At 63.6% G+C, this 24,302-nt stretch carries 25 protein-coding genes; 11 read left to right on the forward strand and 14 right to left on the reverse strand.

Annotation, left to right across the window (positions count from 1 at the left end; all coding sequences use genetic code 11):
• Window positions 1-2: 2 nt before the first annotated feature.
• The 3 genes from ACIQCS_RS07580 to ACIQCS_RS07590 are packed head-to-tail and all read right to left on the reverse strand — an operon-like array spanning window position 3 to window position 3,639.
• Window positions 3-1,061, reverse strand: a complete 1,059-nt coding sequence (locus tag ACIQCS_RS07580) for an ABC transporter ATP-binding protein (protein WP_345851482.1) — start codon at window positions 1,059-1,061, stop codon at window positions 3-5.
• Window positions 1,058-2,662, reverse strand: a complete 1,605-nt coding sequence (locus ACIQCS_RS07585) for a hypothetical protein (protein ID WP_345851483.1) — start codon at window positions 2,660-2,662, stop codon at window positions 1,058-1,060. Before ACIQCS_RS07585 ends, ACIQCS_RS07580 begins: the two co-directional genes overlap by 4 nt.
• A complete protein-coding gene (locus ACIQCS_RS07590) occupies window positions 2,659-3,639 on the reverse strand; it encodes a substrate-binding domain-containing protein (protein ID WP_345851484.1) in 981 nt (326 codons plus the stop codon). The genes ACIQCS_RS07585 and ACIQCS_RS07590 overlap by 4 nt, the downstream gene beginning before the upstream one ends.
• 222 nt (window positions 3,640-3,861) lie before the next feature.
• On the opposite strand from ACIQCS_RS07590, the gene ACIQCS_RS07595 reads away from it, so the two are divergent.
• From ACIQCS_RS07595 to ACIQCS_RS07615, 5 genes are all read left to right on the forward strand, one after another.
• A complete protein-coding gene (locus tag ACIQCS_RS07595) occupies window positions 3,862-4,689 on the forward strand; it encodes a MurR/RpiR family transcriptional regulator (protein WP_401530489.1) in 828 nt (275 codons plus the stop codon).
• 626 nt (window positions 4,690-5,315) lie between these two features.
• Entirely contained in the window at window positions 5,316-6,536 is a 1,221-nt protein-coding gene (locus ACIQCS_RS07600) for an AAA family ATPase (protein WP_345851486.1), read from the forward strand.
• Window positions 6,536-7,003, forward strand: coding sequence for a hypothetical protein (locus ACIQCS_RS07605; RefSeq protein WP_345851487.1), 468 nt, complete (start codon window positions 6,536-6,538; stop codon window positions 7,001-7,003). Before ACIQCS_RS07600 ends, ACIQCS_RS07605 begins: the two co-directional genes overlap by 1 nt.
• Window positions 7,000-8,925: a hypothetical protein gene (locus tag ACIQCS_RS07610; RefSeq protein ID WP_401530491.1), complete on the forward strand. Its 1,926-nt coding sequence runs from the start codon at window positions 7,000-7,002 to the stop codon at window positions 8,923-8,925. The genes ACIQCS_RS07605 and ACIQCS_RS07610 overlap by 4 nt, the downstream gene beginning before the upstream one ends.
• Before the next feature lie 64 nt (window positions 8,926-8,989).
• Entirely contained in the window at window positions 8,990-11,854 is a 2,865-nt protein-coding gene (locus tag ACIQCS_RS07615) for a hypothetical protein (RefSeq protein WP_345851489.1), read from the forward strand.
• 978 nt (window positions 11,855-12,832) lie between these two features.
• On the opposite strand, the gene ACIQCS_RS07620 is transcribed toward ACIQCS_RS07615, so the two are convergent.
• From ACIQCS_RS07620 to ACIQCS_RS07655, 8 genes are all read right to left on the reverse strand, one after another.
• Window positions 12,833-13,363, reverse strand: coding sequence for a peptide-methionine (S)-S-oxide reductase (locus tag ACIQCS_RS07620; RefSeq protein WP_206694726.1), 531 nt, complete (start codon window positions 13,361-13,363; stop codon window positions 12,833-12,835).
• A gap of 54 nt (window positions 13,364-13,417) precedes the next feature.
• Complete coding sequence (locus ACIQCS_RS07625; protein ID WP_066117820.1) at window positions 13,418-13,912, reverse strand: Dps family protein; 495 nt, start codon at window positions 13,910-13,912, stop codon at window positions 13,418-13,420.
• A gap of 198 nt (window positions 13,913-14,110) precedes the next feature.
• Window positions 14,111-14,377: a hypothetical protein gene (locus ACIQCS_RS07630; RefSeq protein WP_066117817.1), complete on the reverse strand. Its 267-nt coding sequence runs from the start codon at window positions 14,375-14,377 to the stop codon at window positions 14,111-14,113.
• A 169-nt stretch (window positions 14,378-14,546) separates the two neighbouring features.
• The gene (locus tag ACIQCS_RS07635) at window positions 14,547-14,828 is read right to left on the reverse strand and encodes a DUF427 domain-containing protein (RefSeq protein ID WP_066117815.1); all 282 of its coding nucleotides are present in this window, start codon (window positions 14,826-14,828) and stop codon (window positions 14,547-14,549) included.
• Window positions 14,829-14,890: 62 nt separating this feature from the next.
• On the reverse strand, window positions 14,891-15,163 hold the full coding sequence (grxC, locus tag ACIQCS_RS07640) for a glutaredoxin 3 (protein WP_142172132.1): 273 nt from the start codon (window positions 15,161-15,163) through the stop codon (window positions 14,891-14,893).
• 52 nt (window positions 15,164-15,215) lie between these two features.
• Window positions 15,216-16,481 carry an acetyl-CoA C-acyltransferase gene (locus ACIQCS_RS07645; protein WP_066117886.1) on the reverse strand — a complete coding sequence of 422 codons (1,266 nt, stop codon included), beginning with the start codon at window positions 16,479-16,481 and terminating at the stop codon, window positions 15,216-15,218.
• A gap of 68 nt (window positions 16,482-16,549) precedes the next feature.
• Window positions 16,550-17,293 (reverse strand): ferredoxin reductase, encoded by a 744-nt coding sequence (locus ACIQCS_RS07650; RefSeq protein ID WP_066117808.1) that lies wholly within the window; start codon window positions 17,291-17,293, stop codon window positions 16,550-16,552.
• Window positions 17,286-17,891 (reverse strand): sulfite oxidase-like oxidoreductase, encoded by a 606-nt coding sequence (locus ACIQCS_RS07655; protein ID WP_066117805.1) that lies wholly within the window; start codon window positions 17,889-17,891, stop codon window positions 17,286-17,288. The genes ACIQCS_RS07650 and ACIQCS_RS07655 overlap by 8 nt, the downstream gene beginning before the upstream one ends.
• A gap of 603 nt (window positions 17,892-18,494) precedes the next feature.
• Between ACIQCS_RS07655 and ACIQCS_RS07660 the strand changes: the two genes are divergently transcribed.
• The 6 genes from ACIQCS_RS07660 (at window position 18,495) to ACIQCS_RS07685 (ending at window position 22,763) form a co-directional block, all read left to right on the forward strand.
• Window positions 18,495-19,508, forward strand: a complete 1,014-nt coding sequence (locus ACIQCS_RS07660; protein WP_066117801.1) for a zinc-binding alcohol dehydrogenase family protein — start codon at window positions 18,495-18,497, stop codon at window positions 19,506-19,508.
• 73 nt (window positions 19,509-19,581) lie between these two features.
• A complete protein-coding gene (locus tag ACIQCS_RS07665) occupies window positions 19,582-20,013 on the forward strand; it encodes a heme-binding protein (protein ID WP_004357630.1) in 432 nt (143 codons plus the stop codon).
• Between the two features lie 62 nt (window positions 20,014-20,075).
• Entirely contained in the window at window positions 20,076-20,366 is a 291-nt protein-coding gene (locus tag ACIQCS_RS07670) for a DUF1330 domain-containing protein (RefSeq protein ID WP_066117885.1), read from the forward strand.
• A gap of 151 nt (window positions 20,367-20,517) precedes the next feature.
• Window positions 20,518-20,988, forward strand: a complete 471-nt coding sequence (locus ACIQCS_RS07675) for a peroxiredoxin (RefSeq protein WP_026227543.1) — start codon at window positions 20,518-20,520, stop codon at window positions 20,986-20,988.
• A 3-nt stretch (window positions 20,989-20,991) separates the two neighbouring features.
• Window positions 20,992-21,483 (forward strand): DM13 domain-containing protein, encoded by a 492-nt coding sequence (locus ACIQCS_RS07680; RefSeq protein ID WP_066117798.1) that lies wholly within the window; start codon window positions 20,992-20,994, stop codon window positions 21,481-21,483.
• Between the two features lie 8 nt (window positions 21,484-21,491).
• A complete protein-coding gene (locus ACIQCS_RS07685; RefSeq protein ID WP_142172128.1) occupies window positions 21,492-22,763 on the forward strand; it encodes an MFS transporter in 1,272 nt (423 codons plus the stop codon).
• Window positions 22,764-22,793: 30 nt separating this feature from the next.
• On the opposite strand, the gene ACIQCS_RS07690 is transcribed toward ACIQCS_RS07685, so the two are convergent.
• The 3 genes from ACIQCS_RS07690 to ACIQCS_RS07700 form a co-directional block, all read right to left on the reverse strand.
• On the reverse strand, window positions 22,794-23,222 hold the full coding sequence (locus tag ACIQCS_RS07690) for a RidA family protein (protein WP_018429625.1): 429 nt from the start codon (window positions 23,220-23,222) through the stop codon (window positions 22,794-22,796).
• 79 nt (window positions 23,223-23,301) lie between these two features.
• Window positions 23,302-23,751, reverse strand: a complete 450-nt coding sequence (locus ACIQCS_RS07695; RefSeq protein ID WP_018429624.1) for a hypothetical protein — start codon at window positions 23,749-23,751, stop codon at window positions 23,302-23,304.
• Window positions 23,752-23,838: 87 nt separating this feature from the next.
• The gene (locus ACIQCS_RS07700; RefSeq protein WP_401530502.1) at window positions 23,839-24,261 is read right to left on the reverse strand and encodes a hypothetical protein; all 423 of its coding nucleotides are present in this window, start codon (window positions 24,259-24,261) and stop codon (window positions 23,839-23,841) included.
• Between the last annotated feature and the right edge of the window lie 41 nt (window positions 24,262-24,302).

Consider the following 24,302-nt stretch of genomic DNA (forward strand, 5'->3'; position numbering starts at 1 on the left):
CGTCATCGCGACCATCCCTTTTCGGGGTACAGAAAAATGTGCGGCTCCGACAAAGCGAGCCGCGTGGCGGCCGGCGGCGGCACGGGCTCGAGGCTGCACAGCGTCCAGTCGCGGGCCGGGACGTGCCAGGTCGCCCGCCATGCCCCGTTCTCGAAGGTGCGATCGATCAACGTCGCGGGCTCGCCGAAATCACCAGCCCGTACCCCGCACGGACGGATGAAAGCGCGCACGGGCGCACCCGCCGCCAACGCACCGGGCACGATCGCCTGCTGGACATCTCCGCCCCAGTCGAACCAGCCGCTCGTGCCCCGATGTCGGCATCCCGACACGGGGAAACCTCCCAGAGCGTCGGTGAAGCGCGCCACCCGCGGCGTTGCCGGCAGTCGATAGAGCTCCTCGGGAGCGGCCGCCTGCACGATCCGCCCCTGCTCGAGGACGGCGACCCTGTCCGCCAATCGCCAGGCATCGACCGGATCGTGGCTGACGAGCAAGGCGGCGGCACCGTGGCGACGCACGGTCGACCGGATGTGATCGCGCATCCGGTCGCGGGCATCGACGTCGAGGCTCGACAGCGGCTCGTCGAGCAGGAGCATGTCCGGAGCGGCGGCGAGCGCCCGCGCCAGCCCGACCCGCTGTTGCTGGCCGCCGGAAAGCTGTGCGGGTCGTCGTTCGGCCAGCGCCGCGATGCCGAGGTCGCCGAGCAGTTCGCGCGCGCGGCGCCAGCGGTCGCGGCCGCGCAGCGCCGCGGCGACATTCTCGATACAGGTCATGTGCGGCCACAGCGCATTGTCCTGGAACACCATGCCCAAGCGGCGCTGGTCGGGCAGCACGAACCGCCCGGATCGCGGATCGTCCACCACCTCGCCGCGCAGTTCGATCGATCCCGCCTCGGCATGATCGAGGCCCGCGACGATCCGCAACAGGGTCGTCTTGCCCGACCCCGAACCGCCGATGAGGATGGTGAACGCCCCCGGCGCGATATCGAGATCGACATCGTCGAGCACCGGCGTCCGCCCGAAGCGCTTCGTGACCGCGCGGAGCGACAGGATCGGAGCGGTCATGCCGGCACCGCCGCATCATCGCCCGCAGGTCGCTCGAGCCAGCGCGGAAGCACGCCGACGACCAGCCCGACCACGATCAGGCAGATCGCGATGCCTGCCAGCGCCAATTGCGCCTCGGCCGTGAAGCGGCGGGTCTCGTCGAGCAGGAGCAGCGTAACGCCCACTGGGGCGCGACCTGTCGGGTGCAGCAGGCTCGACATCGGCAGTTCGAAGAAAACGCCTCCGAACGCAATCGACCATCCCCAGAGCAATGGCCGCATCAGCAAAGGCGCGTGGATCAATTCGGTCCGGTCCCGGCCGCGCAGGCCGTGCACGGCGCCCGCTTCCGCCAGGCTCGCGGGCACAAGCGCGACCGGACCCTGCAGGAAGCGCGCGAGCAACGGAACATGGGTCGTCACCAGGCCGAGCATCAGCAGGATCGGCGTGCCGTACAGCGGCAGCCATCCGTTGAAGGCGATGACATAGGCCGCACCAAGCACAACACCCGGGACCGCCATGGAAGCCAGCATCGCGGCGTCCAGCACCCGCCTCGCTCCCACCGGCCTGCCCGCGCCCAGCAGGACAAGGGCAAGCGCAGTCGATATGGTCGCGGTGACAAAGGCATAGCAAAGCGAATGGAACAGCGTCAGCCAATGGTCCGCGCCAAGCCGGACCGGCTCCAGCGTGCCGTCCGTCACGCCTGTCGCCCGGATGACCAGCGCCAGCGCGGGCGCGCCGAACGCGAGCAGGATGATCGCGGCAACGCCGAACCACGCCGCCGCCGCCGGCAGGGGATCGGGACGGCGGCGGGGGAGCGGCCGGCTCATGTGCTGGCCGCCAAGTCGGGCAGACAACCACTGGTGCAGCATCACGGCGCCGGCCGACATGGCGATCAGCGTGAAGCCGAGCATCGCTGCCCTTTCGAAATCCACCGGCACTCGGGCAAGCGCGGCATAGACGCCATGAATCGCCAGCGGCAGGTGCAGGCGGGCACCCAGGACCGCGGCGATGCCGAAATCGGTGATCCCTTCGATGAAGACGACGGCGATCACCGCCCCTGCCATCGGCGCCATCAACCGCGCCTGGATCATCGCCCGGCGATATGGCGACCGGATATGGACGCGAAGGGCCGCGTCGATCTCGCCGCCGACCGCCGCCCAGCAGGACCGGCCGACGAAGCAGGCGAGCGGCAGCCCCTTCAGCGCCAGCAACGCGACGATCCCCGCCTCGCTGAACAGCAGATCATAGGCGGGCGTCGCGGCGAGAACGGGCATCGCGACCAGCAACTGCCAGCCAGCGCTCAGAAGATAGCTCGGCGTGAGGACGAGCAGCCACATGCAGCCCGCCAGCACGCGCCCGCCGTGCCACTCATAGCGCTCCAGAACATAGGCGGCGGCGAAGCCGGGTATGACGGCGGCAAGCGCCGCCTCAACCCCGATCCGGGCGCTGGTGGCGATGGCGGCGAGCGACGGCGGTTCGCCCCCCGCCGATGCGACCGGCAACGGCGCCAGCGCCGGAAACAGCGGCACCAGCATCAACCGGCACAAAGGATAGCCGAACGCCAGGAGGGCGAGCAGCGCCAGCGCGATGCGCGGCGTGAACAGGCGAGCGAGGCCATTCATCGCTTCGAGGCGATGGGCTCGAACCAGGCCAGGACCCGTGCCTGCAAGGGCGCCCAATGATCGGGATCGAGATGAACCGTCGACAGTGTCGAGAGCGGCGGCAGCGGCTCGCGTGCCTGGACACCCTCGACGACTGGCCAGTAATGGCTGTCGACCGCGCCGCTATCCAGCCGCAAGCGCTGCGCGCGCGGTGACAGGACGAACGCGATGAAGCGGTCGGCGTCCTCGCGACGGTCTGCGGCAGCCTCCCGCGCGATCATGAGGACGGATGGCAGCAGGACGGCACGGCGCGGCACGATCACCTCTATCGACGGATCGCTGCGCGCGAGCGCATAGGCCGTGCTGCTCTGGATCAGCGCGCTGCCGATGCGACCCGCTTCAAGTTGCGCGATCAGCGCCGGGCCGGTCGGTGCCAGCCTGATGCGTCCGGTCAACAGCTGCGCGACCCTTTCCCGCCCTGCGGGCCAGCCCCCCGCTTCGTGCAGCATGCCCGCGAGCAGCGGATAGGCAGCGCTGGAGATCGACGGGTCCGGCATCCCCATCGGCCCCGCGCTTCCCTTGCGAACGATCCGGGCACCCGCCAGCGTCACACCGGTGGGCACCCAGCTGCCGCTGGCCGGCACCAGGGCGCGGCCGACGGCATTCCATGGCACCTGCGAGGGAATATGACGCTCGAGTACGCCCGCGCGATCCAGGGCCGCCGCCGCGATGTCTCCTTCGAACCACGCCAGGGTCCAGTTCGGCCGGTGCCCCTCGGCCGCGATGCGCGCCAGCAGCGGACCGGTCGACAGCCGTACCACCCGTACCGGGATGCCGGTTTCCTCGGTGAACGCCTCGGCGATTGCCGGGGCGCTATCGAGTGTGGCGTACAGGACGAGTTCCACGCGCGCAGCGGGCCACAAGGCGACCGTCGCAAAGGCAATCAGCGCCAGCGTCGCGACCGCCAGACCGCGCAACCTTGCGGTATGCAAAGCCACGGGACGCTCGACCGTCGCCGGCCTCGCCCGTTTTATCGCTTGCAAGACCGCCGGAAACCGCAAAATTCAGACCTCGATATGTAGTGAATGCTTCATAGAAGGCATATATGTCGCATTTGCTACACAGCAGGAAGAATGATGCGCGATCCTTCGAAACCTCGGATGCCCAAGTCTGGAGCTATCGAGCCACGGGAGCCCAATGGTTCTCGCTTCGATATGCTGATGAACGCCAATCTCGACGCGCTGCAACCGACGGAGCAGAAGGTGATGCGGCACATCGACCGAAACCGGCTCGCCACCCTTTCGACATCCGCGGCGGAGTTGGCCCACCAGGTGGGCGCATCCGACGCCACCGTGGTCCGTGCCGTGAAAGCGCTTGGTTTCAAGGGATTGAGCGACCTTCGCGCGGCGCTCGCCGATAGTTTGGCGGAAGGGGTGGATCCGGCGAGCAACCTGCGGCGAACCGCGGCCGCGATCGGCGAAGACGTCGAGCGCGCCGTTGCCGACGTCTTCGACACGCACGCCGAATCGCTGCGCCAGGCGGGAGATACGGCAACCAGGTCCGCGATCGTCCGTGCGGTCTGCCTGCTTGATCCCGCGAAGCGCATTCTCGTCTTCGGGATCGGCCCTTCGGCGGGATTGGCCCATTACATCTCGACGCTGCTCAACCGGCATGGCCGCCGCTCTGCCGTGATCGATGCGACCGGCAGCGCCATGGCCGACCAATTGCTTGATCTCGGCCCCGGGGATGCCCTGCTTGTCCTCGCCTATGGACGCATCTACCGGGAAGTCGATCTGGTCTTCGATGAAGCCAAGCGGCTGCGCTTGCCATTGATTCTCGTCAGCGATTCGCTCGACCGCACCCTGTCCGACCGCGCCGATGTCATCGTGCCGGCCAGGCGCGGGCGGCATGGCCATATCGCCCTGCATGGCGTGACGCTGATCGTACTCGAGGCAATCGTCCTGGGCCTGACGTTCGTCGATCCCGATCGTGCCCTGAATGCAGTCAGCCGGATCGGCATGCTGCGCGAGATGTTGAAACGGGATTGACCTGCTGCCGGACCCGATCAAGATCGACAGATGGGGCTCCTGCGGGGGAAACGAGGGCATGCATTGGACATCGTAGAGATTCGCTACGACCAACTGGCCAATAGCTTCCTCGGCATGGCCCATCTCGCCACCGCCAGATACTGGCTCAAATTTGTCCACGCCGCCTAGCACAAGCCACGGCTCAAATGGCTGGTTTTGAGATCAGCGCCGCCTAAATCGAATGACCGGGTTTGGGGCGCAAAGCGGACATGTGCCGTCTCGCGCCGCTTCACAAAAGTTCACGATAGGTATGGGAAAAATGTGGGGCAGCCGATGAGGCTATGGGTAAATTAGATACAAATTAAATCACTATCCCAGAATTTAAGATTCCTCCCGCCCGTCCGCTCGGTCCAGCGCTGAATGGAAGATGCAAATGCCGAAATCTTATTGGCCACGCATCGGATTGCCATGGCTTGTGCGCAGCACATCTCGCCCGCTCGAGCAGCAGGCCACACCAACGAATATTCGCGTGCTAGGTGATGGGGAATGCGGATGGCCGACTGGTCGTTGTTCCGATATTTGGGATTGGCGCCAGCGCTTTCGACCGATACGCAATCCCCAGATCAATTATCGACCATGGAATTGCGATGCATGCTTCCGCTGAGCGCCAGCGCGTGATCACCGGCGCCGTCTCTCAGGTCAACGCCCATCTCGACGCGCTCAGCGCGCAGTTCGTGTCGCGGCGCGCCTTGCTCGAACTCGTCATGCTGGGCCTGATCTCGCGTGAGCATGTGTTGCTGATCGGCCCGCCCGGCACGGGAAAGTCGGCTGCCGTGCAGGCGATCGCAGCTTCGGTCGACGCCGTGTCCTTCGAATATCTGATCGGCCGTTTCACCGAGCCTTCCGAGTTGTTCGGCGCACTCGATCTCGCCGCGCTGAAGGATGGCCAGGTCAAGCCCGTCACCCGGGGCATGCTGCCCGAGGCTGATATCGCGTTCCTCGACGAGATTTTCCTGGGCTCGACCGCGATCCTCAATTCGCTCCTGAAGATCCTCAACGAGCGGACCTATCGTCGCGGCCAGTACAGCATGAACACACCGCTGATTTCATGCGTCGCGGCATCGAATGCGATGCCGGAGGACACGCTGCTCGCGGCCTTTGCGGATCGCTTCCTGCTGACCATGTTTGTCGATCCGGTCGGGGAACATGAGTTGCCGGAGTTGCTCCGCTCGGGCTGGGCAGCGGTGCGCCAGTCGGCTCCAATTGCGCCGATCGGCAAGGCGGTGATCGCCGAGCTGCATGAGGCGGCGCTCGCGATCGACCTGAGTGGCGTGCACGAAGCCTATGCTCATATCGTGCGGAAGATCCGGCTGACCGGTGTGATCCTGTCCGATCGCAAGATCGTGAAGGGCCAGAAGCTGATCGCCGCGGCGGCCCTGCTGCGCGGAGTGACCGCCGCAGGGCCCGAGGATCTGTGGCCGATCACCTATCTCGTCCAGTCGAAAGCGCAGCAGGAAGAAGCGCGCGAGACGCTGGCCGCCGAGCTGAAGCACAGCTTCAATCCGGTGCTGGCGGACAGCCTCGGCCGCGCCACCTACGGACCGACCGCGCATGCCGCGCATCTGGCGGACCAGGCTACGGCGCTCCTCGAAACGCGTCCGGCGCTGGTGACCGATCCGCTGCACGAGATGTGGCTCGTCCGGCTGGAGACGATGCTGACCCGGATCGATGCCGCGTTCGATGCCAAGGGCTTGCCGCACCAGCTGCGCGCGATCCGCGCAAGCCTGGAGACGGTGCTCGAAGCGCATTCCAACGGAGCGGCGACGAAGGATGCAGCTCCGGAGGCAGTTTCCGCCGGGACGGCCTGATGCAGTGGCGCCGCACCGATCCCGTGCAGACCGTTGACGCGCTGATCGCCATCGGCGCATCCGCCGTCGATGCGATGGCGGCAGGAATGCGGGGCAAGGCCAGCCTGTTTCGGACACTGAAGATCGAAGCCGGGGATGACTGGGCCGCACTGTTCGCCGCGTCGGTTCCCGATGCGGACGAGGCGGTGCTGCCGCATCTTGCCGGGGTAACGCCGCTTTACCGCGCGGCGCGCGACTTCTGGTTGCCGGTAGGCGTGGCAATGGCGGTGCCCGATCATGCGCTCGCCCCGCTCCTGCGGGCGATGTTCGATCATTATTGCGTGGCGCCACCGGCCATCGCAGTACCGCGTTTCGCCGACACGCAAGCAAGCACGCGCGAAGCGGACCTGTACCTGATCCGCGAGCCGATACCGTTCGGCCAGTCTTCGCTCGCCAATCGGCCGGGGGCGTTGTGCCCCGGGCAGTGAAGCCATCCGCGGAACGGCCGATATTCCCGCCTGCCTATGGCGGCTTCCTGCCCGTGTTCGAGCGCCTGTCCGATGCGATGGTCGAGCTGCTGCATGGGCAATTGCTCCAGTTCGAGCGCCTGGCTTCTAGCCTCGATTGGCACGAGCTCGCACCCCAGGGCGAGTTCGAGGGGCTAGGCGGACTCACCACGCGCGGTGAGATCGTCCACATTGTCCAGAGCGAGCTGCTGTTGCGAACCGAGGCACCGCTCGAGTTCCTGCGCCGGCTCGCCGAAGCCGAGACCCTGTTCCTCGAAAGGCAACATGCCGATCCGGGTTCGCGTCCGGTCTATCGCGCCATCGTGTCGGTCGGGCCGGGACTGCTCGGCCATGGCCGATTGGTTGCGTTGGCGGCATTGTTCTTCATGGCGCGCATCGCGGCGGCACGTGACGCCGAGTTCCATTGGTGTTTCCTGCCGCGCGAACAGGGCGCGGTGTGGTTCGATGCGCTGTCAGTGAACACCATCAAGCGTTTCCTGCGCGCGGCGAGCTATCGCGAGATGGACGGCGACGATGTCGAGGCGGCGCAGCGGCTATGGGAAACGCTGGTGCCCGATGCCAGTCGCGCTGGCACGCTGGACTATCATGACTGGACGATCGGCGCGATTGCCCCGCGCGGCGGGGCCTCGGGGAGCGCGCTGCATTTCATGCTAAACCCGCCGGTGCCTGGTGAACGGCGGGCGATGCAGATCGGCGTGCGCCGAGGCGGCGCGGAGCGAACGCGCAAGACGATTCTGCTGCCCGATGACCGCATCTGCGTATCGGCGCTCGACGATCCGTTCGCCCCCCTGAAACCGAGCGATCTACCCAAGCTGGCGACGGAGCCGAAGGCTGGGCTGGAAGGCTGGGAGCCCCTGTATTTCGTCACGCCGCGCGCCGACCGGAAGATCGTCCGGATGGCCGATGGCCTGCTGATCCTGGCGGGTGACGCGATTTGGAAGTCGAGCCGGCAATGGTTCATTCCGCTGCCCGATGACGTCAAACTGGCAGGGGTGGTTCTGGAAGACCGCCTTCTGCAGATCGCGGTCAATGCGGTCCAGGCCGGGCAGGACGTCATGCGCTATTGGGCAGTCAATCTGGCGGATGGACATGGCAGCATAGCTTCCACCATGGCCCGCAAGGTACCCTCGGCGCATCTCTTCCGGAACCAGCGGCCCTGGACACTGCCTGCCCTCAATTGGGGCAGCAGCCTCGAAGTCTATTCGAGTTTCGGCAAGGCGTTTCTGTTCGCGGAACACGGCTGGGGGGAGGCCCCGCGGTTCTCGCCACTGGACAAGGAGCCAAAGCTGCTCTGGTCCAACGGGGTCTATTGTATCGTGCGCGACAAATCCGAGCCATCCGAGGTTCAGGCGCTGCGGCACACCAAACGCAGATACGACAGATACGCCATCGACCGGGAGGCGTTTGACGCCGACCGGCTGTTCGACATGGTCTATGCACCGGCGCAGCGAAGCCTTGCGTATAGCGTCGCGCCGGGCGTCTGGACCATTCCTCCTCGCCACCCGACCGCAGAGGCGGCGACGCTGCGACTGGAGCCGCATGAGACGCTGCTTGCCGCCTATGGAACGGTACAACAGGCGACCGCGCGCATATGGTCCGATGCACGATATGGCGGCAAGGGAACCGTCCGCACGATGCGCTATGACAATGGTGTAGGCACGCTCAAACAGGCAGCGATCAAGCTCGGACCGGACGCGCTGTCGATCGCCAAGGTGCAGCTTGGCGACGATGGCGTCTGGGCAATGACGGTCGATGAGAAGCAGGCGCCGGCGGAGTTGCTGGTCTATCGCCGCAAAGGGGGTGCTCAGAACTGCCAGCGCTTTGATCTTCAAGCGCTGGCCCTCGAAGCGGTGCGCGTCGAACTGAGTGGCTTGCGTGACTGAACGGAGCCATGTCGCGCGGCGCACCGCCCGCCTCGCCAGGCGGGATTTCCCGGCGCGGCCCACTTTGACCGGAACCACGGAATGCCATGGTGTGGCGTTCCTACTGCGCACCGGTGCACAGCCGCCCGACCTGCGCCCCGTCCGCGAGGCCGTCCGCGGGATGTGGCGCGGCAGGTTCTCCGAAGATGCCTCCCGGACGCTGTTCGTGGTGGCATTCACCAAGCCCTTGCACATCGATCCCGAGATATGGCCAGCGGCGCTGTTGCTCCGGCTCACCGGGGCCGCCACCCTCACGAGTTTTGCCGGACAGGGTGCGCCTTCGCCCGATCGCGCGGACGCAGCCCAAGCCGCCGAAGCGCGCAGCTGTGACCTGTGGTGGGCCGGGCGGCTGCATCGCATCGCGCTGGCCACGCTCGAGCCGCTGCCGCTTCAGAGCCTCTGGGATATGCCACGCCTCGACCTGCACGTGCCCGCGCCACGACTTCGCGGGCCGGCGACGCCTGACGTCATCGGTGCGGGGGACGCTGAGATGCCGGCAGGCCTGACGGCGATCTCGCGCGCGGGGGTTTCGATCGAGCGGGAAGGCGGGGACTTGCTGCGCGACATGGCCAGGCAGCTGCGCGCGGATGAGCAGCGCCTCAAGCTGGCATCGATCGCTCGCCAGGCGCTGCGCGACCTGGCGGGTCTGATCCCGGCGATACCCGTTGGCGGTGGTGGTGGCGTACCGCAGGCGCCGCGCGGGCCAGGGTTTCTCGCCAACATCGCCGGCTGGCTGCGCTGGAACACGCCTCTCGGACGCGGACTGCGCAGCCAATATGACAAGCGGCTCGAGCTGGTGGAGAAGATGATCTCGGCCGGCGATCTCGATGCCGCCCTGCGCCTCGCGCTCAAGCTCGGCAGTGGCAATCCCGGGCGGAAGACCGTGAGCCGCTATCCGAATGCGCTGCCGCTGATGCGCGCACGGCTCGATTTCGATCTGGCCGACCAGGGTTTTTCCGCACCGATCCTGCACGATGCCCGCTTCTATGCGCTGCGCGGCCGCTACCTCCAGCTCGCCGAGCAACTGGAGCGCGACGGAGATTTCCGCCGCGCCGCCTATATCCATTCGCAGCTGTTGAACGATCACCAGCGCGCGGTGCTGGCGCTGGAAAAGGGGGCGCTGTTCCACGAGGCGGCCAAGCTCGCAATCGACAGCCGGCAGCCGCCCGCGCTGGCCATTCGCATGCTGTTCCACGCCGGCGATCTCGACGCGGCGCTGGCCCTTGCGAAGCGCACCGCCTGTTTCGATGCGCTCGCCGAAGACAGTCGGGTCAAGGAGCCTGCCTTTCACGCCTTTGTGATCAGGGCCTGGACCGACGCGCTGATCGCGACGGGGCAGCCGTTGCGCGCGCTGCAGGTCACCGACCATCTGACCGCCACGGCACCGGTCGACGATGCACTTCTTGAGACGCGAAGGCGCTGGCTCGCTGCCGCGCTGGCCGTGAGCACGGTCGAGGCATTTGCGGGGGAACTGGCGGCGCGCGCGATCCTGACCGCCCGGTGGGACGGAACCGACCTGTCGCCCGAGGACGTCACCGCCTTCCCCTCCATGCCCGTCCGGAGCGCCAATCCCCATGGCGCTGCGCTCGGCTGGTTCCTGGCAGTGCTGAGGGGTGACACCGAGCAGCCGGAGCAGGCGGTGATCGAACTGCTGACCGTGCTTTCCAGGCTGGCATCGCCCGCCAGTCCCGAACAGGCGGACTTCTGGAAGGGACCTGCCCAGCCATTCGTTGAAGCCTTTGTCCGCGCGACCATCGCCACGGCTTCGAGCCGCTTGTCGGCGCGCGATTTCCAGGCATTGCGGTCGATCCTCGGCGATGCCGGCCTCATCGTGCTGGAGACGGACATCGGCAAGTTGGCGAAGCTGCACGCTGCGCCGCCTTCTCCGGACCGGGAATGGGTGGTGCCACCCGCCGTCTCCGTCCGCCCGGCGGTACGCTGCGCCTGTGTGCTGGCGAATGGCAATCTGCTGGTCTGGCGGGAAAGCCGCTTGCTCCAGCTGCTCGATCCCTATGGCGCGACACTGTGGCAGCAGAATGTAAGCGACGTGTCCGCGCTGGTCGCCGTGGGAAGCAGCGGACACGCGATCCTGGTCCAGGCGCAACGAGACGGCACCAGCCTGCTCACCCGGCTCGCCACCCATAATGGTACGTTCCACACGATCGGAAAGGTCGCGCTTGCCGCCCATCACGACGTAACGTCCGAAACCCAGTGGCTTGTCCAGATCGGCGGCGAGATAGGCGCGCTTGATCTCGCGAAACTCTGCGCGCCCTCTCCGCGGATCGAGTTCCTCTGGTCCTGCAGCCTGACCGATCGCCTGCGAGCCATTGCTTTTTCACATTATCCGGATGGCTCGAGCTGGGTTACCGTGGATATGAGTGGTGAGCGGGGCGGGGTTCTCGAGATCTGGACATTGCATCCAAACGGAACACTTTCGACCAGCATCTGCTTTCGCCCCAATACGCCGGAGCCGAGCGCACTGCGTGACTGGTTTTGGGATCGCCAGAAAAACGTCGATCGCATGAAGACCGGGCGTGGCGGCGTTACCGCGCGGATGACAATCCAATCCTGGAGCGAGGATCGGGAGGAATATGCGCGGGTGGCTGCCGCCGAACGGGTGGGGCCCGAAATCGGGAGGTTCGACACAGTGCAGCCCGGCGACTTCGGTCGCGGCTACGTCAATGCGGTCGTGGATGAGGATGCCGATGCAGTCATCCATGTCGCAAGGAGCGCAGACGAAGCCCTGGCACTGACGCTGCGAAATGCTCAGGGGCTCTTTTGTCTGGCTCGGGGCATCGAAACAAGAAATGGTGAAGTGCCGACCGTGCTACTGGCAGATGAACACGGGCGAATCTTTGCGGTTGGCTCTCAACGGGTGAGCATCTTCTAGACCATTCCCTCTTGTGAACGGCAGATTTTCCATCGTCTCGGAACGGTAATTCCAGGATTGCCGTCCAAGGGCATGTCAACGCGCGCCATTGAAGCCGACAGAAAATGTAGGGCGAAAAGCGGAGGCAACTTTGGCCAAATCGTCCGAAGCGGAGAATCCCCGCCAATCTCAGCCGTACAGCAGGTCGCCGAGTGAAGCAGGAACGAATGGCGACTTTCGAGCCAGCGCGAAGTTACATCGAACAATCGCCAGTGGCAGGTTTCGGGATTGCCGGCAGACAATCTCAATGTCCGGAACGAGAGCGCAAAGCTGCCGTCCATAGATCTTTGTACGCTATTGCCGCCGAAACTACGATCGACGCCCCGGAGGGCTTTTCCGGCCATCAGCACCTCGCTAAATTACTTCCAAAGGCAGCTCAGAAATTGTGCCGGCGCAGTATAGATTGCGGGCTAGGGAAGGAGAGTGCGTATCGAACCCAGTGATGGCGGAGAAGGATGTAGAAATCAGGTACGCTAAGCTACGCTCAGGCCCGATTCTCTACTCCAATCGAGAGCGAAGCAGCGCTTCAAATCGGCGCAAATCGTAGAAATAATGGCGAAATCCTGGCCCGGATTTCGGCTATCTCGCGCTGTGCCGGAGGATGGCTCGCCGGGGTCGACGAAAATGCGAACTTCGACCTGCCAATTTCCCTCAATCATATCCAAACGCCCTCCGTCAAGGTGCGTAAGCGTGATCGACTGAGAGCAGAGAGGATTGCCGCTGCCGGCGGGCCGATGCCGACTCTCCGAGAGCATGCAGTGAGGTTGGTGGAGAAGCTCGGCGAAGCCCGCACCCGCGATCTGACGGAGATCGGTATTCCTCGGTGCTACCTAACTCGGATGTGCGAGGAGGGACTGTTGATCAAGGTTGGCTACGGACGATACCGCGCTGCTCAACGGCGAGCCGCTTAAGCCGGCGCGTTCGAGAGCCGCATTAGAACTACGAGCCATCACCGCTTTCGATGGCTCGCCGGACAGTCGGGGTCGCTTCAGGGAGCGCCAGTTCCGAAAAGTGCCGTCGGATATGATCCAGCTTGGGATCGATGTAGCGGCGGCAGAAGGGCCTGCTCGGGTCGGTTCGATAGTAGTTCTGGTAACGCTCGTCCGACGCCCTGAAACCTTTAAACGGGAGGACCAGGGTGTGCGCCGCCTTGCCAGACGCGTCGGCGAAGCGGACGATCGCCTGTTCGGCCTCAGGCCGCTGGCTCTCTTCAAAGACGTAGATCGCGCTACGGTACTTGCTGCGAGGTGAGCGGACCCTGGCAGCGGAATGCGTTCTGAGATGCACCTCGGACAGCGTCGCCAACGGAATAACCGATGGATCGAAGGTGACGATCACCCCTTCTGACCAGGTATCTGCCGGCGCGTCCGACTGGACAAAGCCCTGGTCGACCTGGGCGACCCCGCGCAACGCCTGGAACACGCCTTCTGTGCACCAATGGCATCCCCCTCCAAAGCCGGCCTTCGCCATCATCGCCTCCCACGCCCGGGCGTCATTCCTGACGCAGGTTTGCTCGGCGAAGCGCTAGCGGCTGATTTCGAAGAGAAACCACGCACGGCGCTCAGCCTCGTCCGTCCAAGCGTCGATCAGGCCGGACGTCGCATTATCCTTCGCCTTGTCCGCGACGTCCTTTGCGCGGCGAAACGACTCGACCATGTGGAGATTGTCGGCGCGGAGTTCGCCCAGCATGTCCTGCGGCGTCACGAACTCAGCATCATTGTCCTTGATGGTCTGGTGGCGCGCGATATCGCCGATCGATCGAATGGTGGTATTGCCCGTCTTTCGGGCGCGCTCGGCGATCGCATCGGTGGCGGCGAGGATCTCTGCGGCCTGCTCATCAAGAAGCAGGTGATAGTCCCTGAAGTAGGGTCCAGAGACGTGCCAGTGGAAATTTTTCGTCTTCAGGTAAATCGCGTAGCTGTTCGCCAGAATAATTTTCAGAGCGTCGGCGACAGTCATCGCCGCGCCTTCATCAAGATCAGAAGGTGTCGGAAAGGTAGCGTCATTGTTGTTCGTCATCGCTTAGACTTTCTCAATCTGGCGTAGACCAGAGCCAGCACCGATTCCCCAACGGATGGCGATTTATAGAAGATGAATTCATCGCCCGACGAAGTCCAATGACCGGCGGCTATAGTTTCGATACCTTTGAGCGCCATGCGCAATCGTAGGGGGCGGGCGTCGCAGTCGAACCGGTCGGCCGCGACCTCCACCTGCCCGTCAGGAGTCCGGTTTGAAATCCAGCACGAATGCCAAGACCTTTTCGGCGGACATTTCGCAGGGCTTAAGCAAGGTTTGATCCGACCCGGTCCGGTAGAGGTTGAAGCTGACGATGTTGGTTCCAGCCAACTCCCTGGCGAACAGGCTGTTGCGCCGTCCATCCGGGGATCGCCGGACCGTCACGCCGAAACGCCGGCCGTCGTAGACGCCTTCGCCGTATCCCAGTGCAAGCTTCGCGAAAGCGGAGTTGAACTCGGCATGCTCCATGATGTCCCTCCGTCCTGATCAGCCGATGCGCGGCCGCGCATCGGCTGCAGGCGCCCGTCCGCGGGAAGTCCCCTGCGGCTGCGAGAGCCCACCCGTCCCGGGCCGGGCGAATGGATTGCGGCGCAGACCCCTACCGAACCATCTGCCAAGCTGCCGCTGGTCCGGTCTTCTACCCGACCTCCACGCCCTTCCAGAAGGCGATGTGATCCCGGATGCCTTCGGAGCCCGGATTTGGTTCGGGATAGGTCCAGGCCGCATTCACATTGAGGTCTTCGCCCACGCGAACATGGAAGTAGCGCGCGGCGCCCTTGATCGGGCAGACGGATGTGTGCGGGCTCATCTCGAGCAGGCCGAAATCGACCGCCGAAGGCGGGAAGTAGTGGTTTCCATCGATGACGACTGTCTCTTCGCTTGTGGCGATGGTGGCGCCGTTCCAGATTGCTGAGACCAAGAGGCTCTCCTTTCGTATTCATCGACCCGTGCGGGGCCCCGCATTGTCCGGCCCGGGTTTCCTCAGGCGGAGGGCGACGTGCGCCCGAGAAGTTTGTCGAGCTCGCCTCTAACATCGAGCGCGAAAAGCTCATCGGAGCCACCGACATACGTGCCGTTGATGAATATCTGCGGCACGGAGCTTCGACCCGAAGCTTCCGTCATGGCCTGCCGGTGGACCGGATCAGCTTCGATATCGAGTTCCTTCCATTGCACGCCCTTCTCCTTGAGGAGCGTCTTCGCCCGGCGGCAGAAGGGGCACCAGTTCGTGGTGTACAGCAGCACATCAGTTGTCATATCGCGTCTCCGACAGTTGGAAGCGGATCGCTTTCGTGGCGGCGATCTCCGGTCAGCCGCGTTCGAGAAGGGCGACTGTGCCCTGGCCGCCGTCGGCGCAGATACTGACGATCGCTCGCGATCCGGGCGGCATGGCCCAGAGCTCCTTCACCGCCTGGCTGAGGTCGCGCGCGCCTGTAGCCCCGAACGGATGACCCAGGGCGACCGAGCCTCCATTGGGATTGACGCGGTCCCAGTCGAAATCGCCCATCGCCGCCTGGACGCCGGCTGTCGCGCGCACCCACTCCGGGTCGGTGATGGCCGCGACGTTCGCCAGCACCTGGGCTGCGAAGGCTTCGTGGATTTCCCAGAGCGCGATGTCGGAGAAGCCGAGTTGATGGCGGGCGAGCAGGCGCGGAATGCCGTAGGAGGGCGCCATCAGCAGACCCTCGGTGTGGAAATCGACGGCCGAGACCTCGTAGTCAACGAGCCGCGCGTAGGGGGTGCCCGCCGGGAGTCTCGCCACACCGGCTTCGGTGGCGACCCAGCAGCCGGCGGCGCCATCCGTGATTGGCGAGCTGTTCCCGGCGGTCAAGGTTCCCCTCCCGCTGTCGCGATCGAAGGCCGGCTTCAAAGCGGCAAGCCGCTCGGACGACGTGTCGGCGCGCGGGTTCGCATCGCGCGCCAGTTCAGGCAGGGGAATCACGAGATCGTCGAAGAAGCCCCGTTCCCAACCCGCGACGGCGCGCTCGTGGCTCTTGAGCGCCCAATCATCCTGAGCCTCGCGCGAGATCCGCCAGGCCTTGGCGGTCTCCTCCATGTGATCACCCATCGTCCTGCCGGTGATCCGGTTGGCCCAGCCCTTGGTGGGGAGCACATAGTCGTTTGGGGCAAGGGACTGCAGGGCGGTGAGCGCGCCCATCGCATCCTTCGCAAAGAGGTCAGTGAGCCGCTTCGACGCCTCGGCCGTCAGGGCGATTGAAGGGCGGCTCATCACTTCGGACCCGCCGATCATGGTGAGGTCCGTTTCGCCACCTAGCATCCCCGCCGCAGCGAAGGTCGCTGTCATGCTGGTTGAGCATGCCAGGACGACGGAGAATGCCGGAACCGTCGGAGTGAGCTTGGCGTCAAGCCAGGTCTCTCGAGCAATATTGCTCCAGCCCAAATTCGGGATCACGGTTCCCCAGACGAGGAGATCAGGCTCCGCCTGCGCCGCCATCGCCTGCACGACAGGCACGGACAGAGAGATGGCATCGTAGGCAGCCAACGCGCCTCCACCGCGGCCGAAAGGCGTCCGAAGGCCGGCGGCAATGAAGACGGGTTCGGCAAAGCGGCTCATGATGATCTCCAAAATTAATCCGTGGGCTGCACGTCCACGATCGGCGGGACGCGAAGTAGCTTGCGCCGCTAGCCGCCGTAGCGCTCGGTTTTGACAATGGAGGGGTCTAGGCCGGCCAGCAGCGCGCCCTCGGTCGCGATGTTGACGAATCCGTTGGATCCGCAAACGAAGACTTGTGTGGGATTTCGGGGAAGCCGAGCCAGGATTTCCTGGACCATCGCGCCGTCGATCCGTCGCGCAAAGTCCGATGGGCGGATCGGTTTCTCGCGCGTAATTGCCAGCGCCAAGACGAATGCCGGGTCGCTGACGTCGATGGAATGAAGCTCTTTTGAGAAGAGAACGTCCTCAGCGGTTCGTGCGGACAAGAGCAGCGCTGTCGGCACGACTTGGGCCAGCGCGCGGCGCTGCCGGATCATTGCCATCAACGGCACGAGGCCCGAGCCTGCCCCGACCAACAGCACTGGGTCTATGGCAGGTTCAGGCCACAGGAAATGGCCGCCGAGCGGACCACGAAGCTCGATTTCGTCGCCGATCGCTGCGACATCGTGAAAGAACGGCGAAACTTCGCCATCCGGTAGGCGCTCGATAGCGAGCTCGACGATCGGAGACGAGATTGCCGAAGACGCGATCGAGTAACTCCGCATCGCACTGTAGCCACCGGGCGCGGTCAGCCGGACATCGACATGCTGCCCTGCGATGTGCGCGAACGGTTTGCTCAACCGAAGGAAGAAGCTCTTGATACTCGGGGTCTGTTGGACGATTTCGTCGATTACGCATGGCTGCCACGCGATTTGCGCGCCGTTTTCAGTCATTGGTGTATCGTTGCTCGCGCCACGGATCGCCGTAGATGTGATAGCCGCGCAGCTCCCAAAATCCGGCCTCGTCACGCGTTGTGAATTGCAGCGCGTTCACCCATTTGGCGGACTTCCAGAAGTAAAGGTGCGGAACCAGAAGACGCGCCGGCCCTCCATGATCGCGGGGAAGCGGCTTGCCCGCATAGTTGAGGGCGACCATCGCTTTCCCGGAGAGAAGATCCGCCAGCGGGATGTTTGTCGAGTAGTTATCGTAGCAGTGCGCCAAGACGAAATCGGTGGGCCGATCGAGCCCTGCATCTGCAAGGATGTCTTCTACGAGTACGCCCTCCCACGCGGTATCCAGCTTGGACCAGGACGTGACGCAGTGAATGTCTCGGGTCACCTTGGTCTTCGGTAGAGCGTTGAACTCGCTCCAATTCCACACTTTGACCGGCTTCGGACCGATCTTGACGGTGAATTTCCAATCGGAGGGCTCCACGTTCGGCGTTGGCCCGGCCGTCAGAACAGGGAAATTCTCCACGAGATGCTGACCCGGCGGAATCCGATCGTACTGGTCGCCGCCTGGCCCGCGGCCTGTGAAACCTCTGGTGACCATAGCGAAACCCCCTTGCTTGTCACGACAGACCAGAACCTGATTCAGTTCAGAATTCTGTAAAAGATCTTTGCGCGCACCACCGCCGAACGAGCCAATTCACTGAAAATCAGAATACCGGATTCTCTATTAGCGTATAAAAGTGTTGGACCATTTTGAGTCGTGGTTATGCGTGAAGACTATAGCGTCAGTCCAGTATGATTTCCCAATACCCTGTAGCTATAGTTTCGATAGCTTCGAATCGGCATTGCAGGCGTATCCCCGTCAGCGGATTTCGAGCGGACGCCGTCGCTTGCCAACGTTGGTGTGAGACCGGCGGGCGAGATCGCCCCTGCCAACGCGACCGCTGAGAGGTCGACTCCTCAACCGCTTGGGCGCTTATCGCCTCCATCCGAATGCTCACCCGCCGAACAGCAATAAACCGCTATTTTCGATAAACTTCTGAATCCGGCTCCGAGGTATGGAAACTATGTCGTACCGCTATTGGATATGTTGCGCGCATACCTTCATAGTCTGACACGCGAAATCTTTAAATCCTGAGTATATTTCGGAAGAAAATTCGATCTGATCGATAAGACTTCAGGATACAGCAAGCTGGAGACACCGATGAAAGCCGTTGGTTACAAGGTTCCGGGACCCATCGCCGAGGACGCCTCTCTGGTCGACATTGATCTGCCTCGGCCTGTCGCTGAAGGAGGCGATATCCTGGTTGAGGTGAAGGCTGTCTCGGTCAACCCGGTCGACTACAAAATCCGCAGCAGCACGCCGCCCGCTGATGGCGATTGGAAGGTGCTGGGATGGGATGCGGCCGGGATCGTGCAAGAGGTCGGCCCCGACGTGACGCAGTTCGCGGTAGGCGACGAGGTCTATTATGCCGGATCGCTCATAAGGCCTGGCACCAATGCGGAGTTCCATCTCGTCGACGCCCGGATCGTCGGTCGTAAACCCGCGTCGCTCGACTGGGCGGAAGCGGCGGCGCTGCCACTCACGACGTTGACGGCCTGGGAAGCCATGTTCGATCGCCTGGACGTGACGAAGCCCGTTCCCGGGGCGGCGGCGGCGATCCTCATCATCGGTGGTGCGGGTGGGGTCGGGTCGATCGCCATCCAGATCGCTCGACAGCGCACGGATCTCATCGTCATCTCCACCGCCTCTCGGCCGGAAACCCAGGAGTGGGTTAAAGGGCTTGGGGCTCATCATGTCATCGACCACTCTCGGCCGCTCGCGCCACAGATCGCCGAGCTCAACATCGGCGCTCCCGCTTTCGTGTTCTCGACCACGCATACCGAGCAGCATGCATCCGACATCGCCGAACTGATCGCCCCGCAAGGACGGTTCGGATTCATCGACGATCCCAAGGCGCTCGACGTCATGCTGTTCAAGCGCAAGGCAGTGTCGATCCACCACGAGCTGATGTTCACACGGTCGCTCTACGGCACGCCCGACATGGATGAGCAGGGCAAGATCCTCAATTCGCTGGCGGTGCTGGTGGACGACGGCAAAATTCGCACGACGCTAACCGAAAAATTGTCGCCAATTAATGCCGCCAATCTGAAGACGGTGCACGCATTGATCGAAAGTGGCGCGGCAAGAGGCAAGATTGTCCTCGAAGGCTTCTGATGACTGCCACCGCCGAACGTCTTTTCTAACCTCAAGAACGCCGGACGGATTACGCCACGGCGAAGGAAATTCCATGACGAAATCCATTGCCACCGCCTCGATCAACCGCGAAACCGCCGTCGCCCTCATCGACGCGGCGATCGCCGCGGCACGTACAATCGGCATCCCGGCTGCGGTCGCCGTCGTCGACGCCACCGGTAACCTGCGCGCGTTCGAGCGCACTGATGACGCGCCGTTTCTCACCGTCGATGTTGCCATCGACAAGGCTTGGAGTTCCGCCTCGTTTGGGTACCCGACCCATGTTTGGAACGACTATGTTTCGAACGATCCAAAAGTGGCGCCGCTGGCCTATCGCCCCCGGATGGTCGCTGTCGGCGGAGGCTATCCGATCCTGGAAGACGGGAAGTTGATCGGCGGGATCGGCATCTCCGGAGGCAACTATCAGCAGGATCAGGATGCGTGCGTCGAGGCACTCACGAAAATCGGGTTCGAGCTGCCAGCCTGACGACATTAAGGCCATCGCCAGCGGCGGTGGCCTGCAGATGCGACCTTATGAAAGACTTTAAGATGGAAGCGTTCGTCGTCTTCACCCGCGAAGAAACCACCGATCCGGAAGAACTCGCAAACTATTCTGAAGGCGTCGGCCCATCGTTCGATGGCCACGACGTAACCTTTCTCGCCGCTTATGGCGCGATGGAGCATTTGGAGGGGCCGCCCGTCGAAGGGGCCGTAATTTTGCGGTTCCCGACGATGCAGGCCGCCCGTGATTGGTATCATAGCCCCGCCTACCAAACCATCGCTGCGCACCGTTTTGCCGGTTCCCGCTATCGCGCCTTTGTCATTGAGGGGCGGCGGTGACACACCGACGGAAGAACGGCGGCGCTGGCCACGAGGTATCGGTCGGCGAACTCGCATCCTACAACCTGTAGGGGATCAAGGCGGTGAGGTTCGCGTGCCATCGCCACACGCGACCACTCATCGGACTTCTGCATCGGAATTGGAGGATTAGATGAGCGTCGACGAACGACAAGCCCCCGAGCTGCGGGTGCAGAGATGGATTGGCGTGGATGGAGAAAGCATCGCGCCGCTCAAGCTGTCGGATCTCGGCACCGGCCCGAAAGTCCTCTTCGCCTTCCAGCACTGGTGCCGTGGCTGCCATTTGCATGGATTTCCGACGCTACAAAGGTTGCATGGTGCATTGAGCGCCAAGGGCGTGGGCTTCGCGGTGATCCAGACCGTCTTCGAAGGAGCGGATGAGAACACCTTCGAGAAGCTGCGCGTGAACCAGCTCAAGTATGCGCTTCCTGTCGCGTTCGGTCACGACGAGCCACCTGCCGGCGCGACGCTTCCCACCTTCATGGAGGACTACCGCACGCGGGGAACGCCCTGGTTCTCCGTGATGGACGCTGGCGGCCGCATCGTATTCTCGGACTTCCATCTCGACGCCGATCAGCTCGTGAAGGGACTGGAGCTGGTGTAACCGATGCGGCGCTGGGTCATCCTGATTGCCACCCATCTCGCGATGCTCGCCATGGGCTTCGCGGGCGGTGTCTACACGCTGCCGATCCTGACCGCCCCCCAGGCCCCGGATGCGGCGGCCTTGCGGACCATCTCAGCCGAGACGCTCTACGCAGGGCGTCTGGCCCGCGATCTCAAAGGCAGCGACCTGCTTCACTGGGGGGAAGGCGAGATCCGGGTCTCGCGCGACCGTATCGCCCATATCGGGCGCCTCGCCCCTGGTCCCGACTACAAGCTCTACCTCGCACCACGTTTCGTCGACACGAAGGAGGCCTTTCTCCTGATCAAGGACAGATCAGTCCGCGTGGGCGACGTGAAGACGTTCAACGGCTTCATCGTCGAGGTGCCTGCCGGCATCGATGTCCGTGACTACAACACGGTCGTCATCTGGTGCGAAGCATTCGACCAGTTCATCAGTGCGGCAGAGTATCAACCCTCAAGTCAGGCCCGAGAATGAGCCCGGCGATGGATACCATGAGGTCGGCGGGCAAGCGCGGCCTCGTTCTCGCGCCGGTGGCGGCGCTGCTGCTGAGCGTCGCCGCTCTGCTGCTGGGCAATGGCCTGCTGAGCACGCTCCTGATCGTGAGAGCCGGCCATGAGGGGTTCTCGACCGGCGCGATCAGCGCGATGATGTCCTTCTACTTCGCGGGTTTCACGATCGGCGCGCTCGTGTTGCCACCGATCATCGTCTCCGTGGGACATGTCAGAACCTTCGCCGGCTTCGCGGCCATTGCCTCGATGACCGCCCTTCTCCATGTGGCGTTCGTGGAGCCGATCGCCTGGATGCCGCTTCGCCTGATTACCGGCTTCGCCTACGCGGGCATGATCCTCGCAACGGAGAGTTGGCTCAACGCCCACGCATTGCCATCCACACGCGGGCAGCTCCTGTCGATATTCGGAGTTGTCTCTATGGCCTCATGGGCAATCGGGCAGGCGTTACTCAACATCGCACCGCCCGCCGACGTGACATTGTTCCTCATCGTGTCGCTGCTGATATCAGCGGCGGTGGTTCCGATCACCTTGCTGCCCAGTCATCCGCCGGCCCAGGTGGAACAGGAATGGGTCGCGTTCAGGGACCTCGTCCTCGTATCACCTCTCGCTGCGGCTGGCGCTTTCCTGGCCGGCCTGGCTATCGGTGGTTTCTGGGGCATGGGCGCGAGCTTCGCCCAGAGCATCGGCCTCGATGTGGGCGGTATCTCCGCCTTCATGGCTGCGGTTCTTGGTGGAACGCTCGCCTTCCATTGGCCACTCGGTTGGCTTTCGGATCGAGTGCCCCGGAATCTTGTCATCGCCGGTGCGGCGCTGGCGTCCGCAGCGTCTGCCATCGGCGTAGCGTTGGCGGTGGAAGCGCCTCTGCCGCTGCTCCTTGCGGCGGGTGCGCTGTTCGGCGGCTTTGGCATCCCGATTTATTCGTTGTGTCTCGCCGTCGCAAACGACGATCTTCCGGCCGGTCGGCTACTCGGCACCGCGCGCGGGCTTCTGTTGCTCAACGGGATCGGGACAGCCGCTGGCCCCCTAATAGGAGCAGCTGCAATGAATATCGTCGGCCCTGGCGGCCTGTTCCTTTATGCGGCGGCGTTGCTCACGCTCCTGGCAGTGCTGGCCATCGCCCGCAGGCAGCCGAGGCGCGCCAACCAGGCCAAGGCGGCCCCCCGTTCTCCGAGCACGCCGATGATAACCGGATCTCTCGATACGATGATATGCATGGAGAAGCGGGCGCAGGGCGTGCGGGATTAGCGCGGCACGGCTCCTGCACGAACCGCGGGGTCAGGCGATGATAGCTGTTACGCGAATTTCGATACGCATGGTTGGAAGCCCCAGCGCTTCGATTCCCAACTGCGTCCAGATTGGAGCGCGGTCGGGCATGTAGTGGCGATACAGCTTGGCCATTGTTTCGTTGATCACAGGAGGGAATCCACCGACGTGATAGGAATTGACGTGGACCACATGCGGCCAGCGTGCTCCGGCGGTCGCGAGCGTCCGTTCCACGTTCTTGAACGCCTGCTCGATCTCTTCCTCAATCGACTCCGGAATGACGAGATCGTCGTTCCATCCGCCCTGTCCGGAGATTTCCACGCGGTCACCAATGCGCATTGCCTGAGAATAATGAAGCGCGTCATGCAGGCGCGTCCCGTATCCGGGGGTGATGAAGAATGAAGGTGTTGTCATGAGTTTGCCTTTGATGAGCCAGGTCAATGCGGCTGCAAGTGACCGTATGCATGCAGAAAGAGATGCAGGGCGTTCGGCACTAGCGCGCCGGCTGCGGTGGAGGGCTTTATTCCACGTCTTCTACGGTGAGGTCTCGGCCGTTGAACTGCACGGTCTCCCCGGCTCGGGCACCCTCGATCGCTTCGAAGATCGGCGCCATCGTGGAAATGCCCATGAGCTCACGCCCCTGACAGGTAAACTTGCTCGTTGACACCGCGATCACAAAGTGGCGGCCGGACAGCTTGACGACAGCGCCTTCGTTGACGGCCAACTTGGGGCCGAAATCGATCGTCCTGAGCTTTTCGAGTTTATCGGCGTAGTCATGGAGCGTGTCATCGAGCGCTTCAGCGAAGTCGCTCGCGACCTCGGCCTGAGCTAGTTCGTCGTTTTCGATCGGTTCGCTCCGATCGAGCCGAGCGGTAGAGACATAGTCCAGGTAGTTTTCGCGAGCGCTGTGCAACGCTGCTGTCTCCAGCAAGAGCATAGTTTCTCGTATGTGGTCCTTGTTCCAGTCCATAATCACCTCCTAATTTTCGATGTTCTTAAAGTTCAGCCTGCAGATGTGTGGGCCAGGAAGGTCAGCCTTTCCGGCTAAGCGACACCGCTATTCGTCGCTGATGACGTCTTCGCCCTGGTATGGAACCCTGATCAGCCGAGGATCTCGAATGATGCTCGTGACGAGCCAGACATATTCCTGCTCGGCGGTATCGAAGCCGAGGATGCTGAAGGATTGGCCGAAAGGGCATGGCGGGAAGTCTGGAAAGCCCTCGCGCAGAACGTAACGCTCGGGATCGCTGTGAAACTCGCTCTTGTAGACTTTCCGCAGTCCATGCTTGCTCGGCGCGTCCTGGTCACCCGCGGGCGCTGTTTCCCGATGCGCTTCAAGGCGCTCGGACAAGTCGCGGGGGCAGATTTCGTGGAACACGTCGAAGGCGTCGATCAACAGGCCTTTATGCTCTGTCGCCGGATCGGTGATCGCGTAGATGTTGGAGGCATCTTCGCCGTCGTCCCCGCTCTCGAGGCGCAACGCCGCATCGACGCGAATGCTGCATGCATCGAGGGTTGACC

The sequence above is a fragment of the Sphingomonas sp. NPDC092440 genome (assembly GCF_044754985.1).
GTDB lineage: Bacteria > Pseudomonadota > Alphaproteobacteria > Sphingomonadales > Sphingomonadaceae > Sphingomonas.

Coding starts and splice junctions, on each gene's coding strand:
- ACIQCS_RS07580 (WP_345851482.1), bottom strand. CDS start 1,061: ATGACCGCTCCGATCCTGTCGCTCCGCGCGGTCACGAAGCGCTTCGGG.
- ACIQCS_RS07585 (WP_345851483.1), bottom strand. CDS start 2,662: ATGAATGGCCTCGCTCGCCTGTTCACGCCGCGCATCGCGCTGGCGCTG.
- ACIQCS_RS07595 (WP_401530489.1), top strand. CDS start 3,862: ATGAACGCCAATCTCGACGCGCTGCAACCGACGGAGCAGAAGGTGATG.
- ACIQCS_RS07600 (WP_345851486.1), top strand. CDS start 5,316: ATGCATGCTTCCGCTGAGCGCCAGCGCGTGATCACCGGCGCCGTCTCT.
- ACIQCS_RS07605 (WP_345851487.1), top strand. CDS start 6,536: ATGCAGTGGCGCCGCACCGATCCCGTGCAGACCGTTGACGCGCTGATC.
- ACIQCS_RS07620 (WP_206694726.1), bottom strand. CDS start 13,363: ATGGCGAAGGCCGGCTTTGGAGGGGGATGCCATTGGTGCACAGAAGGC.
- ACIQCS_RS07625 (WP_066117820.1), bottom strand. CDS start 13,912: ATGACGAACAACAATGACGCTACCTTTCCGACACCTTCTGATCTTGAT.
- ACIQCS_RS07630 (WP_066117817.1), bottom strand. CDS start 14,377: ATGGAGCATGCCGAGTTCAACTCCGCTTTCGCGAAGCTTGCACTGGGA.
- grxC (WP_142172132.1), bottom strand. CDS start 15,163: ATGACAACTGATGTGCTGCTGTACACCACGAACTGGTGCCCCTTCTGC.
- ACIQCS_RS07645 (WP_066117886.1), bottom strand. CDS start 16,481: ATGAGCCGCTTTGCCGAACCCGTCTTCATTGCCGCCGGCCTTCGGACG.
- ACIQCS_RS07650 (WP_066117808.1), bottom strand. CDS start 17,293: ATGACTGAAAACGGCGCGCAAATCGCGTGGCAGCCATGCGTAATCGAC.
- ACIQCS_RS07655 (WP_066117805.1), bottom strand. CDS start 17,891: ATGGTCACCAGAGGTTTCACAGGCCGCGGGCCAGGCGGCGACCAGTAC.
- ACIQCS_RS07660 (WP_066117801.1), top strand. CDS start 18,495: ATGAAAGCCGTTGGTTACAAGGTTCCGGGACCCATCGCCGAGGACGCC.
- ACIQCS_RS07665 (WP_004357630.1), top strand. CDS start 19,582: ATGACGAAATCCATTGCCACCGCCTCGATCAACCGCGAAACCGCCGTC.
- ACIQCS_RS07670 (WP_066117885.1), top strand. CDS start 20,076: ATGGAAGCGTTCGTCGTCTTCACCCGCGAAGAAACCACCGATCCGGAA.
- ACIQCS_RS07675 (WP_026227543.1), top strand. CDS start 20,518: ATGAGCGTCGACGAACGACAAGCCCCCGAGCTGCGGGTGCAGAGATGG.
- ACIQCS_RS07680 (WP_066117798.1), top strand. CDS start 20,992: ATGCGGCGCTGGGTCATCCTGATTGCCACCCATCTCGCGATGCTCGCC.
- ACIQCS_RS07685 (WP_142172128.1), top strand. CDS start 21,492: ATGGATACCATGAGGTCGGCGGGCAAGCGCGGCCTCGTTCTCGCGCCG.
- ACIQCS_RS07695 (WP_018429624.1), bottom strand. CDS start 23,751: ATGGACTGGAACAAGGACCACATACGAGAAACTATGCTCTTGCTGGAG.